The sequence below is a fragment of the Zunongwangia sp. L-65 genome (assembly GCF_056859415.1).
On record NZ_JBSXOK010000055.1, the window covers coordinates 16,753 to 33,388 of the forward strand.

The window sequence follows — 16,636 nt, forward strand, 5'->3', positions numbered from 1 at the left end:
ACTTTATTCTGTAAATTCACCTTTTCCCCTCAATAAACCATTGTCAGGGCGTATAAACACCGTTCCCATCTTATCAGCTTCTAAGATTTTTCCGCTTGGGAAATCTAAAGTGCTTCCGTCCCCTGCTGAATCATTTATAGTTGCTTGCCCTGTATCTGTTACATCTAAATCACAAGTAAAATTTGACCTTAGATTTCCGGGATTGGTAAGTGTAACAGAAGCCGTAATCAAAAGAATGGCTTTGTGGTCGCTATCCGATAATGCCCTACTGGTTGCGACAGTAGTTATTTTCTGATCATTTATAGCTTCCTGCTTTGCGGTAGCCACATTTTCGGAACTTGCAACGTTCACCGGTAAACCATCCAATTTATTCTTTCTGACCTCATTTAACCGATAAGTATCCGGGTTACTCTCATACTTTTGCTGTACGCTCGTAGCAGTTTCAATATTGCTACGTCCCAACTGTTTTACCCATTCTTTATCACTTAGATCGAAAATATAATGTTCGATATCCACATCTTCCCCAGCATCTACATCGGCGTTCCATCCTGGTAAATCCTCATGCCATAATTGCTCATCACCTTCAGGATAAGCAGCTAATAAATTTGCTTTAGAAGTAAATTCACCTAACCACTTAGATCCTGCAAGACCGTTAATTCTTTCGTTAAGCACGCGTCCCTGGTTTGCCGATAATAATGCCTCTGGATCTTCCGAGGTTAAATCGTCAACAATTTGGCTAAGCTTCAAAAACACCGAAGGAATTAAACTTTCAGCAAAAGTTCCGGCAGTGATCTTACTAGCGTTAAGATTTTGAATATAAGCTTCTGATAACTGCGAATTTTCATTTAATGGCGCAACTCCGTTTGCCGTTCCTATAGCAGTTTTTAAAATGTACTTTCCTAGTTCGGTAGTGAAATCTTCTAACTTGCTTGCGGGAATATTTGGGATCCTGGCAATATCAAAAACTCCGGAGGTTATTTTACTGGCAGAAAGATCAGGAATACGAGCAGCACTAAAAGTACCACTGGTTATTTTACTAGCGGCGAGACCCGGAATTAAAGCCGCAGCTAGAATTCCTGTAATTTTTGCAGCGGCCAGATTGCTATCAGCCGTTAAATAGTCATTAGGATTTGTATTCTTAGGATAGAAATACTCTCCTAATTGTTCAAGGGTATAATTTCCTTCACTTAAGTTCTCCAGCTTTTGTAATAACTCTGGAGTTATATATTTTCTCGTCGCCGATTCATTAAGGTCGGCAGTGGTAAAGACCTTCAATAGGTCGGTTAAGTCAATATATTCAGACTTTTCAGTATCAGAATTACCAACCAATATTTTATCCAGGCGTTTTAATCCATCGCCTCGATATTCCATTCCTAACCAAAATCTTATCGTTCCTGCCATTTTAATAGAGTTCTATTACTTGATCATTGTTTGTTATAAATTGAGCTTCCTGGTTATCTAGCAGCTCTTTTAATATCAATGCACTTGCGCCTGTTCCAGACGTTGCCATTAATTTCAATCTTACTTTTGCCAGCCCGTAGTTTGGTGCAATAAGTATCCTCGTCACATTAAACCCTTCAGGGCAAAAAGCCTGGAAACTATTTCGACCGGTACTAATTTCCCGTACTCCCGGCGCAGCCATCATTGCATGTAATTGCTCAATTTTAGATTGTAATTCTTCATAGCCTTTGCCATACATCGCCAGTTCCATTTCAAATCGTAAAGATTGTGATGGTGTGATCTGGTAGCCTTCAGTCTCGTAAGCGGTAAATTGTTGATCTTTGATTTCTGGCCGATTAAAACGGTCATTAAAGGCCGTTAAAACCATGTTTAAAGATTTAAAGCTAACACCATCAATATTTGGGCTTTCTGTATCTATTCCTTTCACGGGATAGTTTGGTATCGCGCAAACCGGCTCTTCAAATTCCATTCGTATTCTTACAAAATTGCGCTGCGGATTTTCAGCCTCTATGCGTTTTTTGATATATACCATGTGTTCGCTCCACGGCGTTTGGAAAGGCACTAATGCCGTCCAGGTATCGATTTCACGATAAAAACTTTGTAAAAGCGCTGTAGCATTATCATCTACAATAAAACCCGTAAAGCCAATAGTACGCGCGCCGAATCTAATTTCAGACGGTAACACGTAAGGTTCCACACCGGCTTCACCTGTCCAGTCATGAAATGTTTTACCTATCCTTGCAGGCATATCCAATATTCCGGCTACGGCGATATTAGAATCGTCGAGCTTTCCGGGAACAATGCCGAAATTAGAAAGCGGTATGTTATTAATTCTATACATTATCGTCCTATATCCCTTGCGGTAGTTGATTTGGTGTTATCCTGGATCTTTTTTAGTTCGCTTACTGCTAATGCTAATTGCACCACCGTAGCTGCTGTATTTTGTTCGATGAGTGCAGAGCTTTGCATAATTGAAATGGTTGCATTGTAATGGCGTTGCTCTAGTTCAAAATGGCGCTCATGCAATTGAAAATGCCGCTTCGTAATATCAAACTGGCCACGAAATAGCCCCGTTAATTCACTACCCGTTTCCTCGGTCAATTCCCGACGGATAGCACCTTGTAAACCTCTTGGATCATCTGGCTCATCGTCAGGCTCAAAAATATCAAAGCCGTAGGCTTTTGCCTGATCTTTGGCAGCTTGCATAGCTTCCAGATAATCATCATTAAGCCCTTCAGCGGTATTAAAAAAACGGGCAAAATCATCTAACCAGGATTGATCCCCACCTATATCATAACTGGCGGCCATGTCGTCTTCGAGTTTGGAAAAGGCATCCGAGAAAATTTTGTTGAATACAAGGTTAGACACAATGTTTTCCAATACCTTTTCTACAGTATCGCCCATTTTTACCGCGGCATCTTCACCGTTTCGAAAAGCGTCTACCAAAGCATTACGAAGATCACCGGAAAGTGAACCACTTAAATCGGTAATTACTTGTTTTATTTGTCCACGAGCTTCCTCAATAGCTTCCTGCCAGTCCAGCGCGTTTTGTACTAACTGCTTGGTCTTATCGTTAAGTAGGCCATTATCGATAAGGCTTTGCGCTAATGCGGTATTTACTTTTTGCTGACCATTGGCAGCCTCTTCCACCAATTCTGGATATTCAGTAAGCAGATCGCCCCAGCGGTCTTTTTTCTTTTTGCCGCCAAACAAGCCGACAATACCACCAACAAAACCGCCCACTACGGTACCAATCGGCCCAAAAGCAGATCCTAAAGCGGCACCGGCACCAACGCCCTGGCCTACGGCTCCCCAATCTACAGCGTTACGTTTACCGGTTTTTACCCGCCCGTTATCAAGCTTCTCCAGACTTTCCTGATACTTTTCATTAGCATCAATAAGCGCTTGATTGGCGTCTGTTATCCTGCCTTCATAATCGGTGATAAAAACACTTTCATCAAGAATACTTCGCAACCTTATCTGATCGTTAAGGGCTGTATTGTAATCTTGCTGATATCCGATCATGGCCAGATAATATTCTTCCTCGGCTTGTTTTCTTTGTTGCGCTGCTGTGGTTATAATGCCCATTAATCGCACAGCATTCTCCATATAGAACGTTGCCTTTTCCATATCGGTCGTATCTTCATCCCAATTCATGGCTTCCTGTAGATCAGCTAAACCACCGGCAACGCTAGTAAGGAAGCTCCCCATTCCAGAAAGTGCTGGGGATCCAATATCCTGACCGATATTATATAGACTTTGGCCTAATAGATCGAAACCACGAGCAATGTCATAAATTTGATCGGCTTTGAGATTGCGTATTTTCTCTTCGGTATCAGCAATAAGCTTAAGGATCCTTGCTTTGGTCTCTGCACTCATCTCCTGAGTTTCAATAAGCTTTCTGGCATTAGCTATAATTCTTTTACCCTCTTCTATACTTAGTCGACCTATTTGCTGAAAAAGTTCTTTATAGGCATCCTTACGCTTTAGGTTAGCATCGTTTAAATCGTCGATCTCTTCCTGGTATCTTCTTTTTCGTTCTTCAGCTTCTTGGTAATTTTGTTCTTGGATTAACTTCTCATATTCGTTTTGGAAAAGCTCGGTGGCACGTTTTCGTTTTTGTACATAGCTTTGATATTCCTCTAAAAGATCCATGTATTTTTCACGCTCTACCTGAAGTTCTTCCTGCCGGTAAGCTTCCAATAACTTTACGCGATCAGATTCTCCACCAGTTGCGGTACCATCCTGAACTGCATCGAATGCCAACTGGTTATTTTCTATTTTTTGCCGTATTAATGCTGCAAAATTTTCGAATTGCTCCAATTCTTTCCCGTAGCGTTCTTTTGCTTTTTCAATACCAAAACGAGCCTTAAACTCTTCGATCTCCTTCCAGACTGCTTTTTGTTTCTTCAGCTCCTCTTCAAGATTTCGGGTACCTTGACGATATTTAAGTTCTTCTGTAGCCTTTTTTTCGATAGGATCCAGTGCTGTGATATCTATTTTGGCCTGTTTATTTTTTGGATCATTATTAAATTCCTCGATCAACTCACGAACTTTGGTAAACTTATCCTTTAGTGCCTGTAGTTCCTCCTCATCACGTTGCAGTTGTTTTCTGGCATACTCCCGATCCAAATCGGCTATTTTCTCGAGTAATTTTTTCCTCCGGTCAATGAAGCTATCAACACCGGCACCGCTCTTATCTTTATCGCCAAAAATATCCAATCCCGCTTTTTTGGCTATTTCCGCAGCTTTTTTATTTAGGCTCTCGACAATTCTGGAACTTTTTTCCTGTGTTTCTTTGCCTTCCTCCTCAAGGTTGTCGAGATCGGTTTGCAATGCCTTTAAGCCCTGGGTAGCTGAAGCTGTCCAAACACTATAATAATTACCCTGCGCCATGTTCGCAGAACTTTGCCCGGTTTTCAAGGCTTCATCCTGCTCTTTTTGCTTTTTATTGATCTCTTCTTGAGTATCAAACTGCTTTTTTTGATTTTCTGCCAAAGCTTTTGCAGCTTCAGAAGTCGCCTCAGCTGCAGCGGCCTTATAAAGCATCGCTTCGATATATGCCGGGGCTTTTTCGATCATGATGCGCTCAGCTTCATTTAGATCGTCAGTTTTAGTATAAGCTTTTCCTAATGTTTCATTGTACTTGTTGAGCGCGTCCTTCTTATCAATAAGTCCATCCTTCGCCAAAGAGATCACACTTCGCAATTCAATCATATCAGCAATTACTCTCTGATATTCACTGCTCTCGTAAGCATTATTTAATGCTTCTACAGCCTTTTTATGCTCATCAAGTATTTCTTTGCCTTTAAACAAGTTGCTTATAAAATCTCCAATCTCCTTCCCGTAAATCGTGATAAGGGTAACTCCTAAAGATAAAGCCGTATTCCAGCTAAAAAGACTTTTGGTAATTTGTTTCCAAACCGGGATACCTTTTTGACCAGACTTTATAAGCGCATCATTTTCGCGTTTGATACGGCTAATCTCATCTGCCAGGATTGGAAGGTTATTGGATATTGCCAGGAACCCCGTTTGGGCAGAATAGGTAAATGCAGGAAGTTCCCTGGTGATTTGATTGATAGAATTACCTAAACCATTCCATTTAGGTTTGGCGGCCGCCGCTTTTGCGCCAGCAGCTTCAGCCGCATTACCTGCAGCCGTTAAAGGAGCGGCAACACCACCATTTTTTGAAATGCGTTTTTTTGCATCGTCAGCGTTGTTGGCAATGCCTTTTATATTATCCTTAATCTTTTTCGACTCGATTTTTACATCGTCGGAATTGAGTAAGAACTTGATATCTATCGGATCAAATCTTTCTGGCATTTTGCGTAATTCGTTTTAAATCGTTGATTGTGCCGGGTTGGGCATCGTCGATTTCATCAGTATGTTTAAAATTGCTACGGTCGGCCATCATGAGCATCAAATTTGCCCTGCTTACTTTCCATAAAATGGTATGCCAACTCCAGCCGGTCTCGTGAACTAGCTGATAGGGGATTCCCCAGGGGCTATGCATTCCTGTTTGTATTAACTCCCCTTTTCGTTTTGACCCAGATTTGGTGCGGTGATCTTCATCTGACGTACCGATCTGGTAGTATTCATAAAATCTGATGTACCTCCATAAATTAACAAGGCGGCGATAAGGGCAAATAACTCACGAGGATTACAATGCCAGCGCAGATACCAGGCGAAAGGTTTCGTCAATAGTTTCCCGCTCCAGTAGCCATTTAACACAGCACAGGCGACGGCTTTTGAGATCGCCTTACCATGAATGCTCATTAACGCTACAGCTTCCTCGGTGGTAATTTCCTCCAGCTTATGATCTGAAATTCCGGTACTCAAATAATAAGAAGCCACGCGGAACATGGTACCCTGGTATGGACTGCCCAATTTTATGGTAATTGTCTTTTTCCCAAACATTCTTAGGAAAAAAGGGGCGGCAATTTTACACTTGACGCCCCTTTGCAGAATAGTTTCAGCGGCCAGACGTTCAGTGGCCTGGTTTTCCTGCTCTTTTTTCATTATGGTGCTACATAATCAGGATCTACTTCCACAAAGTCCATTGGCGCAAGATTTTCAACTTCAGGTACCAATACGCTAATGGTTACATCGAGTAAAGCAATACCGTTACGGCGTACTTCATTGTTATAGCGCGCCATTAATTTCCCTCTGGGAACAATAATGGTTTGCCCGTCTACAGTTTCCATCTCAATGTACTTCTCGATCTGTACATTGGTTCTTGGTTTGCTCCAGGTCTTTTTTCCGTCGGCAGTAACGACTTCCCCACCTTTTAATAGTTTTAAGGTTTCTACTCTAGTATCCATAATAGAGAACTGAAGCGTTGTTTTCCCCTGTTCGGTAAAGCTCACTTTAGGATCTGGATCCATTTCGCTAAATTCATCGGTTACCGTGCCTTCTTCTTCCACGATGTTGAAAGAATCACGGTAGATATCTTCTTTCAGCTGGTAATCGGTACCATCTGCCTTAAGGCCGGTGGCGGGATCGATATCCCAAATTTTTAGGCTTTTATAGCCATATTTGTATTTTCCCATGTTTACTTGGTGTTATCGTTTTTTTCGTTATTGTCGTCACCAGTTCCGGTTTCGTCCTGGTCGTTGTCGTTGTCTTCAGAAAGCTCAGCGATACGTTTATCAATCGCTTCTTTCACGCCTTTACGATCATCGCCAGCTTTCTCACGCTCGGCAAGTGTATTAAGCGCTTCAACATTATCGATGGCTTTAACCTTATCGGCTACTTCAGAAACATTGCCATCAAGGATATCGGTGGATTTCGATTTAAGTTCTTTTACCTTAGATTTTAGCTTCTCCTTAGCCTCTTCAAGTTTTTTACTAAACGTCTCTATCTTTTGATCTTTAAGACGCTGTGCATGGCCTTCAGCTTGATGCTTTTCAAAAAAAGCCTGCTTATCGCTGGTCACATGTACCTTATCGATTTTTGGATTTCTGGCGAATACATGATCCGCTACTTCTTTATTTGTCATGTTTACAAAAATTTTGGTTTAAAGATTTTATAGGCCACAAAGGCCACCGTAATAAAGACAGCAATCCCACCAATCCAGGCTAAGGCTTTAACTGTCCAGGGGATATATTTAACCTGTTGCACCGAGTTCCTCTCGGTTAATCGCTGGCGCAATGTTTTGATAATGCTATCCCTTAATTGCAGTTGAATTTCGAGAGAATCACACTCTGCAGTAGCATAGATGGTGTCATTTTCTGCCCAAAGGCTTACAGTTGCATTACCTTTGTTCGAGGTGATTGGATCTTTTGAACTTACCAGGTCTTTAATAGACTTAAAAACACCTATTTTATAATAAGGAGTTCTTACGATGGTATCTCGCAATCTTACCGATTTAGTTACCGTTGTACTATCGATGGTAGAAACCGATTCTACAATCGGACGTTTAGAACCACCGCAACCAACAATGAATAGGCAGGCTAATACTAAACCAATCGATTTTAGCCATTTAGCCACATCGAAAGAAGGACAAAGTTTTGTCCATTCATTGGATTGAATGATTCCATCTCCATTTAAATCTGGAGAAAGATCTCGATGACCTACAACTTTGGCATTAGGAAATTGACATTTTAGCTCACGTACTTTCTTCTCCTGAGCTTCTTTTTGTTCGCAGGTTCTATTATCAATACCATGTTGACCGCCGGTATAACTAATATGAATACTATTAGCATTCTTTCCTTTTACACCATTTACTATTTGTGAAAGTGGTGCTAATTGAACAATTTCACCATTAGCCTTAATAATGAAATGATAGCCTGGATTTTTCCAGCCCAATGTATTTTTCCAAAAACTTTTAATGGATGCTATGGATTGATTTTGAGATCCCGCAGTACAATGCAATACTATATAATCAATTCTCCTCATGTTCTTGCTGATGTTGTTTGATCTTTAATTCGTTTAAAGGCGATGCCGCCAATACCTATAAGCGTATTACCGCTAAATCGCGGATACTTCAGTATTTCCCAGACCTCAATATGGTTTTCCAGCTTTATGGATTCCTGCGTCTGAAAAGGTTTTTTGCTGCGCATTACAATACGGTCATTACTTGCAAAACTTTCAGCTGTAGCCTTATCCCAAACATCTTTATCGGTTTTTCCAATATAGTCTGAAGCTTCTTTATCCATTGGCTCAAGGAATGTACTTTCGTAAGCTTTATTTATCGCCAGCATTGTACCATCTACATCTTTTAGCCATTGCGGTACCGGCAGATCCAAGTGCGCACTTTCCATAATCAAAAGCTTGTTTCGCAATTGCATCACTTCGCTACGCAGTTGTAGTTCTATATGGTTTCTTTCTCCTTTTTCCTTTTCAAAAGCCTTTTTGAGTTCTGAAAATTCGTCCCTAAGTCTTTTGTTATCATCCTTATAATTGTCAATTACCTGTTGTAGGCCTTCGCGCTTATCCTTTCGGTTACTGATAATCCACGTTAAAATTCCAAGCAAAACACCACCACCAAGAAAACTGAGAACATTTTGTAATAATTCTGACATGGTGTATTTTTATTAAGGCGGCAACTGCCTTACGGGGCAGCCACCGCCAATCCACTACTATTTATGGTTATGCGGTTTTAGCTTGTTTTAATAGCGCGATTCCTTCGTAACCGGCTCTTCTTGCTCTTCCTCCAGATCGTACCAGGAATGAATAAATATCCCCATAGTACTGTGGATCTCTTAAGTTTTCGAAAGCTTCAACGCCACCCATCGCAAATTCCACAGCATCTTTATACCAGAATAATGAAGCTTCGTCATCTGTGGTTGCTCCAACAGCTCCCGGAGCTTTAATAGTTCCGTCATCAGCTACATAGGCAACCGAGTTTCTGGTCATGATATTCCAACCCTGAGCTTTTAAAATCACACCTTCACGACGTTCCTTTTCAGTTACATTTTGCATATAAGTAGCGGTTAAAACGCTATCTGCAGGAAACATCGTAGCTAAGTCCGCAGGGCTTAAAAGGCTATACATCTGACCTTCAAACCATCTTTTATTTTGGCGGAAATGCGTTTGCATTCTTTGTAGATCTGAAATGCTTGATGCCTTACGGTTTCCTGTCGCGCCTGGTGCAGTTGCAGCTATTGCATTACCTGAAGTCGTAAGAACGTTACCAGCAGGGAGTGATGTTGCTCCATAAGCTTCAAATACGGGAGAATGCAACCAGTTGTAAATCGTCTCCTCTGCAACCGTTTCTACAATTTTATCACGGTCTTCACCTAAAGCAGAATTTCTTTTGTCATAAGAAAGCTCTTTGGTATCAGCGTTGGGAATAAATACCGGATCTGTAGTGTATTCGTCCAATAAATAAATTACATCGGTATCATTACGTTTTCTAACGCTTGCAGGTAGGTTTGTCCTGTTTTTAACAACATTTCCGCTACCTCCAGACTGTGGAATATGAACCGCACGGCTATTGATTACATTATCATCGGCATTGTGCGACATTCTAAGAAAGGTATTATCCTTAAAAATCTCCTGTTCGATATGGTTCTCCCAGATCTGCACCTGAATGGCCATAAATGCAAGATTTTTGGTTTCAGGGATAAATTTTAAGGCGGTACCGGTGATAGCTCCAATTGCAAATGAAGCTGCTACTAAATCCAGAGTAGGTGCAAAGAATGCCGTACCGATAAGAAACACAATAAATGCGTTCAAGAGTAAATGTAAAGGCTTAAATTGTTTCATGATGTTTAATGTTGTTCGTTTTTTGAATAATGAATGCAGGTGATGTTCCTGGCTTTTTGATGATTTGGGTTATTTGTAATCGGTTTTAAATTCCTCTTTAAACTTTTCCTTGAAGCCATCAAAGTTTTCCTCTTTAAGCTGGATAAGTTTTCCTTGTGCATCCAGTTCCTTCCAGCTAAGCTTCATAAGCTCTTTTGCAGCATCGCCACCTTTACCGGTTTGGCTTGCTACCGTTGGGGATGGTGTTAAGCTTTCTAAATAAGCTTTTGCGCTGTCGTAGTTGGACTCGGCAAGATTGATCATACTAGCTTTTTGATCGGCTGTGATCTTACGATCTTCTACGGCTTTGTCTACTAAGGCTGTAATCTTAGTACTTTCATCAGCTTTTTTAAGATCATCTAACTCCTTTTTTAGATCGGTTTTCTCTTGTTTAAGCGTTACGATTTCGGTTGCCTGGTTGTTTGATGTTGTTACCAGGTTAAGAATTGCTGAATGTGCATCTGCAGCACTCGCATCTTCTTTAAGTTTTAATAGCGGCAATACTGAAGCCGCAGATAATTCAAGTAATTTCATATCGTCGTTTTTGTTAAAATCCTTTGGTAATGCTTCAGCAAGCGTAATTAACTGATCGTTGTCATCATAAAGGACAACTCCTACAGATTCATGGTTGGATCCCATATCGCAGATGCTTGCTTCTTTCAAAATTGATTTTTCAAGCCATTTTTCACCTGATTTAAGCCTAAAAGTTACCGGCTTTAAACCTGCACTAGCAGCTTTAATACTGCCATTTTCAACCTTTCGATAAATTTTCATGGCAAATTCATCTTCATCGTCAAATACAGGTACTCCAGTGATCTGACCATCTTTCAGTTGTATATCTTCCCAATATCCAAGCGGTAGAATTTCATCTTTACTCTTTCCTTTTGGACGTACATGCATCCAGAGTAAAAGAGGATTAAGCTTAAAATGTGATAGATCGACACCTTCTGTAGATACTCTAAAGCCATTACCATTGGTAACCTCTGTGTTAATCGGAAATCGCTTGCTACTTTTTTTCATGCTGAATCAATTCGTGTAAAATCTTGAAGCAAATTAAAAGCGAAGGAAAGGCTGAAAAAAAACAGCTTCCGGCTAAGCACCTCGCCAAATGGGTGCTTAGTCCTCACTTCGTGAGGTGCTTAGCGAGAGTCATTTTTTAGATGCTGTATAAGGTGTGCAATTTTGGGGCATGGCAAGAACAGAAGCAATGCAGCGAAAGTATGATCATGCGAAGCTGCTTTATACGGTAGAGGGCGTTACGGTGCAAAAAGAACTGGCCGAGCGTGTGGGTACCACACCCCAAACGATCAATAAATGGATCAAAGATGAAGCCTGGGAAAATCTAAGGGCAAGTGTGATTATTACGAAGGATGCAGAACTACATCGGTTCTACATGCAAATCACAGAGCTTAACGATTCGATTATGAATCGCCCAAAAGGCCAACGCTTTGCGAACTCGAAAGAAGCCGATGCGCTGGTGAAACTTACCGGAGCGGTGCGCCAGTTAGAAACCGATACTTCTGTAGCCGATACTATCGAGGTGCTTAAAAATTTCATCAATCATATTCGCCAGGATGACTACGAGAAAGCAAAAGAAGTGACCAACCTGGCTGATGTATTCATCAAATCGATCATTAAGTAATGCTAAAACCTGCCGATAAAAGAGCGGAATTTGACTGGGATGAGTTTGTCCAGGACATGAACCGGGATGCGCCGATCCAATCAAATGAAACGGAAAGGGAGAAACGAAAACGGGTAACTGAACTTGAAAAAGATCATGAAGCCTGGTTTAAATATTATTTCTCTAAATTCTATACCTCAGAACCGGCACCCTTCCAAATCAAAGCAACCAAAAGGGTTCTTTACAATCCCGAATGGTACGAAGCCCGTCCCTGGTCGCGAGAGCTGTCCAAGTCTGGACGTACCATGATGGAAGTCCTGAAGCTTACGCTTACCGGCTTGAAGCGTAACGTAGTGCTTACCAGTAATTCTAAAGATAATGCGGAGCGTCTGCTAAAGCCGTATAAAGTACTTCTGGAAAAAAACAATCGTATTATTAACGATTATGGCATCCAGGAAAAACACGGTAGCTGGACAGACTCTGAGTTCATTACGCGAAAGGGTGTGGCCTTTCGTGCTATTGGTGCCGGGCAGTCTCCTCGTGGTACCCGAAATGAAAACGTGCGTCCTGATGTACTCTTGATTGATGATTTTGATACTGATGAAGATTGCCGAAACCCCGACACGGTCGATAAAAAGTGGGATTGGCTGGAACGTGCTTTCTACGCGACTAGATCCATCTCTAATCCCTTACTGGTTATTTTCTGCGGAAACATCATTGCAGAGCATTGCTGCATGAAAAAAGCGATTGAGATTGCCGACTATGCTGAAGTGATCAATATCCGGGATAAACACGGAAAATCTACCTGGCCGCAAAAGAACACCGAGGCGATGATCGACCGTGCGCTAAGCAAGATATCTTATATCTCAGCTCAGGGCGAATACTTTAACAATCCAATCACAAAAGGGAAAGTATTTGAAAAACTACACTACGGGAAAGTAATGCCGCTTAACCGCTATAAATTCTTAGTTGCCTATACCGATCCTTCGTATAAGAGTGGAAAAAAGAACGACTACAAAGCAACAGTACTCATCGGTAAATATAAAGATGAGTATCACGTCATCAAGGTATTCTGTGCGCAAACCACTACTGCAGATATGCTCGACTGGCAATATGACATTTTAAAATATGTGGCCGGGAGTGCTCCCGTTTATTTCTTTATCGAGTGGCCGTGGATCGATGATACTTTAAAGCTCGAGATTCAAAAAGCAAATAAACGCCACAAAATAACATTACCACTGGTACCGGATCCACGGGACAAACCGGAAAAGTTTTTCAGAATTGAAAGCTTGCTGGAACCACTCAACCGGGCTGAAAAATTGGTATTCAACAAAAAGCTTAAAGGAAGTGACCACATGAAAAATATGGAGGATCAATTTCTTGCATTATCGCCGACAAGCCGAGCACACGATGATGGCCCCGATGCGGTAGAAGGTGGTGTGTGGCAAGTGAACAATAAAATTGCCAGTGATACTTCGCAAATTCAAACGATGGCCGGTGGCCGTAAAAACAACAAACGATGGTAAACCGCTAAGCGGTATTCAATATAAAAACTATGGTAACACCTGAAGATTTTAATACCCACATGTACCCAGAGCTTATCGATGCGATATCTCGTAAAGATGACGAAGTACTTATGGACGCTATTGCCTCGGCTGAAGGACAGGCGATGGGCTATTTAACAAGATTTGATACAGACGCTCTTTTTGGAGCGGAAGAGGGAGATAGGGATCCAACTTTGCTTATGTGCGTGAAAGACATGGCCGTATGGCATTTTATTGCGTTGGCCAATGCCAGTATTGACGAAAGACTTCGTAAAACACGCTATGATGAAGCGCTGGACTGGCTAAAAGGAATACAATCCGGGAAGATAGTTCCTAAATGGAAACTTGCCGAAACTGAAAAGGAACCAACCGGAGCATTTCACGTAAGCAGCGCACCAAAAAGACCCACAAGATGGTAAATCCCCAAACCCCGAAGGGGCTTTAAATAACATTTAAACTTAGTTTAAACATGGCTAAAAAAACAAATACAAGAAACTCCCCCTTTGGGGGCAAGGGGGGAAACGTAAAGAAACCGGGCGGAGCACCTCCCGCAATAGTTACGCATAAAATTGAAATACGACCTTATAATCGTACCGAGCAGAACATTCCAAAATGGCGGCAGGCGATACAGAGTGCCGAGTCTCAAATTCCACGACGTACATTACTTTATAACCTTTACGCTGATGTCGATCTCGATGGACATGTAGAGGCTGTAACCGGGAAAAGAAGGGATCCCGTAAAATCGGCAAAATGGCAATTTGTAGATAAAGACGGTACTCCGGTTGATGCTATTAACGAAGTGATCGATAGCATTGGTTTTGATGATCTACTCGATGAGATTATTAATTCCAAATTTTGGGGATATTCCATTTTAGAGCCACGCTTCTGGCAAGATCAGGACGGATCCTGGGAAATGGATGCCGGACTGATCCATCGATTGAACTACCGTCCGGAACATGGTATTGTTTCGTACCAGGCTTATGGTGAAGACGGGATTAATATCCGTGAAGGGATCTATGCCAAAACTATCATGGAGGTGGGAAAAGTGAAAGATCTGGGACTGTATATGAAAGCGGCTCCTTATGCCATTTTAAAAAGGGGCGGACTTGGAGATTACGCCGCGTTTATTCAGACGTTCGGGAATCCGCTAATCGATGCGATGTGGAATGGTTTCGATGAAAAGCAACGGCTACAATTACAGCAAGCTTTAGACAACATTGGCGCAGGGGGTACGATTATCCGTCCCGATGGTACCACAATCGATATTAAAGAAAATAACACCAATGCCACGGGTGATGCGCATGGAAATTTCTTGAGATTTCTTAACAATGAAATTTCGAAGGCTTTACTAGGAACTACTGAAACAACCGAGAGCAGTTCCAGTTCCGGCTATGCACAATCAGAAACCCATAGTGAACAGGACGAGGAAAAACATGAGAACGACCTTACTTTTGTTAGAAAGGTGCTGAACTCTCGTTTTGTTAAAATCTTACAATCTTACGGTTTTGATACGCTAGGCGGTCGATTTATTATCCAGGATGAAAGTAGGGAGCTTAGTACTGAAGAAGCTTTTAATATGTATGTACGTATGCGAAAAGAATTGGGCTTGCCCATAGATGATGATTTTTTCTATGAAAAATTTAATGTTCCGAAGCCTGAAAACTACGATCAGCAGAAAAAGAAAAGTGAAGAGACACCACCGGAAGCGCAAAAACCTGAAAAGCCTAAAAAGGAGGAAGAGGATCCTGCTGAAGTGAACCTTTCAGAAAAACAGCATAAAGATGCTATAGAATCTGCTTTAAAAAAATGGCTAAAACGGTTCTTTCCTTTTTTTTTCAAAGCCCCGGCGGAGACGACCGGGGCAGCACATCAAAACTGTGGCGGTCACCACACGATTAAATTAGCAGCTAGTGATCATTTTGATAATGATGCGCTGATCCAACGAATTTGGGATGCTCGCGGCAAGCTTAACTTTGATGCTGCATTATTTTATCATACTTCAGAAGTACTGAATAAAGCGTTTAAGGAAGGTTGGGACGATGCCTCTAAAATAGATCTGGCAGAAAATCCGGGTTTTGTTTATGGTGTAGATGATCCTGCTTTGCTATCTGCGTTCGAGCAGAATTTGTTCCGGTTTACCGGGGCGAAAACATTAGCAGAGATTCAAGAGCTTAACGAGTTATTTAGGCAGGCGAAAAGCTATGACGAATTTTACAGACAAGCATCAGTGTTGGTCGAGGTGTACAATGGTTCCTGGTTAGAAACCGAATACACCACCGCCTTACTTACCGGGGAAGCTTCAGCAACGTATAACCGTCTAATCAAGCAGGCTGAACTATTCCCGTATTGGGAGTATAAAACAGCAGGTGATGATCATGTGCGGCAATCACACCGCTCATTAGAAGGGTTGATTTTACCGGCTAACGATCCTCGTTGGAAAAAGATCTTTCCGCCAAACGGATGGAACTGTCGTTGCTATGTGGTACCAAGAATGCGTCATGAGTTTGATGAATCGCAGCTACCGGCCATGCGTGCGCGAGCCGATGCTTATCTAGCATCTACACAGTTTAGCAAAGAGAATCAGCAAGGTTGGGGGGTAAATAGGGCAATTGCCGGGGAAGTGTTTACCGCGAATCAACAATACACCCGTAAGTTCCCTGGTAAGGCATCAAAAGAACTCAATAGACTAAAAGCTTCAGATTGGGGACTCCCATCCTATAGCCAGGCAAAAAAAGTAGCTACCACAGATGCTCCAGATTATTCTGGTACCGCCAATGAATTTTGGGAAGGCTTAGAAGAACTCGATGGTAAAAAAGTGGTTAGAGATTATAATGGGCGACCTATGGAATTGAAGCCGGCTAATTACAAGAGGCATACCAGTGACAGCAAAAAGAAACGTGCGCACCGGGTACAACTTTTAGAGGTTTTAAAACAGGGGTTATTCGCTCCAGATGAAGTATGGATACAGGGAACAGATCTGGATGCCATTCGATATGTAAAATATTATCAAGGCGAAACCTATGCGGTTACCGGGCGTTTAAAGAATGGAGAGCTAGAAATTTTAACCTGGTATAAAGTGGCTGAAAAAAAAGGCATTATAGAAAAGCTAAGGAGTGGACTTTTAGTAAAGCAGTAAAAAGAAACCCCGGAATAAGCTTCCGGGGTTTAATTACGGATTAATATCCAACGACGCTGTCTTTATCAGTCCTTGTTGCTCCCATCATCCGTTAGGTGTTAGCCACTCGTTAACCGCCGTTTTCAA

Annotated in this window: 15 protein-coding genes; 4 read left to right on the forward strand and 11 right to left on the reverse strand. The window is 41.7% G+C overall.

Going from position 1 to position 16,636, the window contains the following annotated elements:
- Positions 1 to 3: 3 nt before the first annotated feature.
- The 11 genes from AC13DP_RS08550 to AC13DP_RS08600 form a co-directional block, all read right to left on the reverse strand.
- Positions 4 to 1,401: a hypothetical protein gene (locus AC13DP_RS08550; RefSeq protein ID WP_483067569.1), complete on the reverse strand. Its 1,398-nt coding sequence runs from the start codon at positions 1,399 to 1,401 to the stop codon at positions 4 to 6.
- A gap of 1 nt (position 1,402) precedes the next feature.
- Positions 1,403 to 2,302, reverse strand: a complete 900-nt coding sequence (locus tag AC13DP_RS08555; RefSeq protein WP_483067570.1) for a hypothetical protein — start codon at positions 2,300 to 2,302, stop codon at positions 1,403 to 1,405.
- Entirely contained in the window at positions 2,302 to 5,784 is a 3,483-nt protein-coding gene (locus AC13DP_RS08560; RefSeq protein ID WP_483067571.1) for a hypothetical protein, read from the reverse strand. Before AC13DP_RS08560 ends, AC13DP_RS08555 begins: the two co-directional genes overlap by 1 nt.
- Positions 5,768 to 5,974, reverse strand: coding sequence for a hypothetical protein (locus AC13DP_RS08565; protein ID WP_483067572.1), 207 nt, complete (start codon positions 5,972 to 5,974; stop codon positions 5,768 to 5,770). Before AC13DP_RS08565 ends, AC13DP_RS08560 begins: the two co-directional genes overlap by 17 nt.
- An 11-nt stretch (positions 5,975 to 5,985) precedes the next feature.
- Positions 5,986 to 6,378 carry a hypothetical protein gene (locus AC13DP_RS08570; protein WP_483067573.1) on the reverse strand — a complete coding sequence of 131 codons (393 nt, stop codon included), beginning with the start codon at positions 6,376 to 6,378 and terminating at the stop codon, positions 5,986 to 5,988.
- Between the two features lie 101 nt (positions 6,379 to 6,479).
- Entirely contained in the window at positions 6,480 to 7,010 is a 531-nt protein-coding gene (locus AC13DP_RS08575) for a phage tail tube protein (protein WP_483067574.1), read from the reverse strand.
- Positions 7,011 to 7,012: 2 nt separating this feature from the next.
- Positions 7,013 to 7,459, reverse strand: coding sequence for a hypothetical protein (locus tag AC13DP_RS08580; protein ID WP_483067575.1), 447 nt, complete (start codon positions 7,457 to 7,459; stop codon positions 7,013 to 7,015).
- Between the two features lie 2 nt (positions 7,460 to 7,461).
- Complete coding sequence (locus AC13DP_RS08585; protein ID WP_483067576.1) at positions 7,462 to 8,358, reverse strand: N-acetylmuramoyl-L-alanine amidase; 897 nt, start codon at positions 8,356 to 8,358, stop codon at positions 7,462 to 7,464.
- The gene (locus AC13DP_RS08590) at positions 8,355 to 8,984 is read right to left on the reverse strand and encodes a PAS domain-containing protein (protein ID WP_483067577.1); all 630 of its coding nucleotides are present in this window, start codon (positions 8,982 to 8,984) and stop codon (positions 8,355 to 8,357) included. Before AC13DP_RS08590 ends, AC13DP_RS08585 begins: the two co-directional genes overlap by 4 nt.
- A 67-nt stretch (positions 8,985 to 9,051) precedes the next feature.
- Positions 9,052 to 10,170 carry a hypothetical protein gene (locus tag AC13DP_RS08595; RefSeq protein WP_483067578.1) on the reverse strand — a complete coding sequence of 373 codons (1,119 nt, stop codon included), beginning with the start codon at positions 10,168 to 10,170 and terminating at the stop codon, positions 9,052 to 9,054.
- 69 nt (positions 10,171 to 10,239) lie between these two features.
- Positions 10,240 to 11,229, reverse strand: coding sequence for a phage protease (locus AC13DP_RS08600; RefSeq protein ID WP_483067579.1), 990 nt, complete (start codon positions 11,227 to 11,229; stop codon positions 10,240 to 10,242).
- A 169-nt stretch (positions 11,230 to 11,398) separates the two neighbouring features.
- On the opposite strand from AC13DP_RS08600, the gene AC13DP_RS08605 reads away from it, so the two are divergent.
- From AC13DP_RS08605 to AC13DP_RS08620, 4 genes are read left to right on the forward strand one after another with little or no spacing between them, the layout of a single operon-like run.
- Positions 11,399 to 11,851, forward strand: coding sequence for a YfeC-like transcriptional regulator (locus AC13DP_RS08605; RefSeq protein ID WP_483067580.1), 453 nt, complete (start codon positions 11,399 to 11,401; stop codon positions 11,849 to 11,851).
- The gene (locus AC13DP_RS08610) at positions 11,851 to 13,356 is read left to right on the forward strand and encodes a hypothetical protein (protein WP_483067581.1); all 1,506 of its coding nucleotides are present in this window, start codon (positions 11,851 to 11,853) and stop codon (positions 13,354 to 13,356) included. The genes AC13DP_RS08605 and AC13DP_RS08610 overlap by 1 nt, the downstream gene beginning before the upstream one ends.
- Before the next feature lie 29 nt (positions 13,357 to 13,385).
- Positions 13,386 to 13,793: a hypothetical protein gene (locus AC13DP_RS08615; RefSeq protein WP_483067582.1), complete on the forward strand. Its 408-nt coding sequence runs from the start codon at positions 13,386 to 13,388 to the stop codon at positions 13,791 to 13,793.
- 50 nt (positions 13,794 to 13,843) lie between these two features.
- Positions 13,844 to 16,510 carry a phage portal protein family protein gene (locus tag AC13DP_RS08620; RefSeq protein ID WP_483067583.1) on the forward strand — a complete coding sequence of 889 codons (2,667 nt, stop codon included), beginning with the start codon at positions 13,844 to 13,846 and terminating at the stop codon, positions 16,508 to 16,510.
- The last annotated feature ends 126 nt before the right edge of the window (positions 16,511 to 16,636 follow it).

Bases quoted from the DNA above. Each gene is read 5' to 3' on its own strand.
- AC13DP_RS08600 (WP_483067579.1), bottom strand. From the start codon at position 11,229: ATGAAAAAAAGTAGCAAGCGATTTCCGATTAACACAGAGGTTACCAAT.
- AC13DP_RS08570 (WP_483067573.1), bottom strand. From the start codon at position 6,378: ATGTTTGGGAAAAAGACAATTACCATAAAATTGGGCAGTCCATACCAG.
- AC13DP_RS08590 (WP_483067577.1), bottom strand. From the start codon at position 8,984: ATGTCAGAATTATTACAAAATGTTCTCAGTTTTCTTGGTGGTGGTGTT.
- AC13DP_RS08555 (WP_483067570.1), bottom strand. From the start codon at position 2,302: ATGTATAGAATTAATAACATACCGCTTTCTAATTTCGGCATTGTTCCC.
- AC13DP_RS08575 (WP_483067574.1), bottom strand. From the start codon at position 7,010: ATGGGAAAATACAAATATGGCTATAAAAGCCTAAAAATTTGGGATATC.
- AC13DP_RS08620 (WP_483067583.1), top strand. From the start codon at position 13,844: ATGGCTAAAAAAACAAATACAAGAAACTCCCCCTTTGGGGGCAAGGGG.
- AC13DP_RS08615 (WP_483067582.1), top strand. From the start codon at position 13,386: ATGGTAACACCTGAAGATTTTAATACCCACATGTACCCAGAGCTTATC.
- AC13DP_RS08580 (WP_483067575.1), bottom strand. From the start codon at position 7,459: ATGACAAATAAAGAAGTAGCGGATCATGTATTCGCCAGAAATCCAAAA.
- AC13DP_RS08560 (WP_483067571.1), bottom strand. From the start codon at position 5,784: ATGCCAGAAAGATTTGATCCGATAGATATCAAGTTCTTACTCAATTCC.
- AC13DP_RS08605 (WP_483067580.1), top strand. From the start codon at position 11,399: ATGGCAAGAACAGAAGCAATGCAGCGAAAGTATGATCATGCGAAGCTG.
- AC13DP_RS08565 (WP_483067572.1), bottom strand. From the start codon at position 5,974: ATGCATAGCCCCTGGGGAATCCCCTATCAGCTAGTTCACGAGACCGGC.
- AC13DP_RS08610 (WP_483067581.1), top strand. From the start codon at position 11,851: ATGCTAAAACCTGCCGATAAAAGAGCGGAATTTGACTGGGATGAGTTT.
- AC13DP_RS08595 (WP_483067578.1), bottom strand. From the start codon at position 10,170: ATGAAACAATTTAAGCCTTTACATTTACTCTTGAACGCATTTATTGTG.
- AC13DP_RS08585 (WP_483067576.1), bottom strand. From the start codon at position 8,358: ATGAGGAGAATTGATTATATAGTATTGCATTGTACTGCGGGATCTCAA.
- AC13DP_RS08550 (WP_483067569.1), bottom strand. From the start codon at position 1,401: ATGGCAGGAACGATAAGATTTTGGTTAGGAATGGAATATCGAGGCGAT.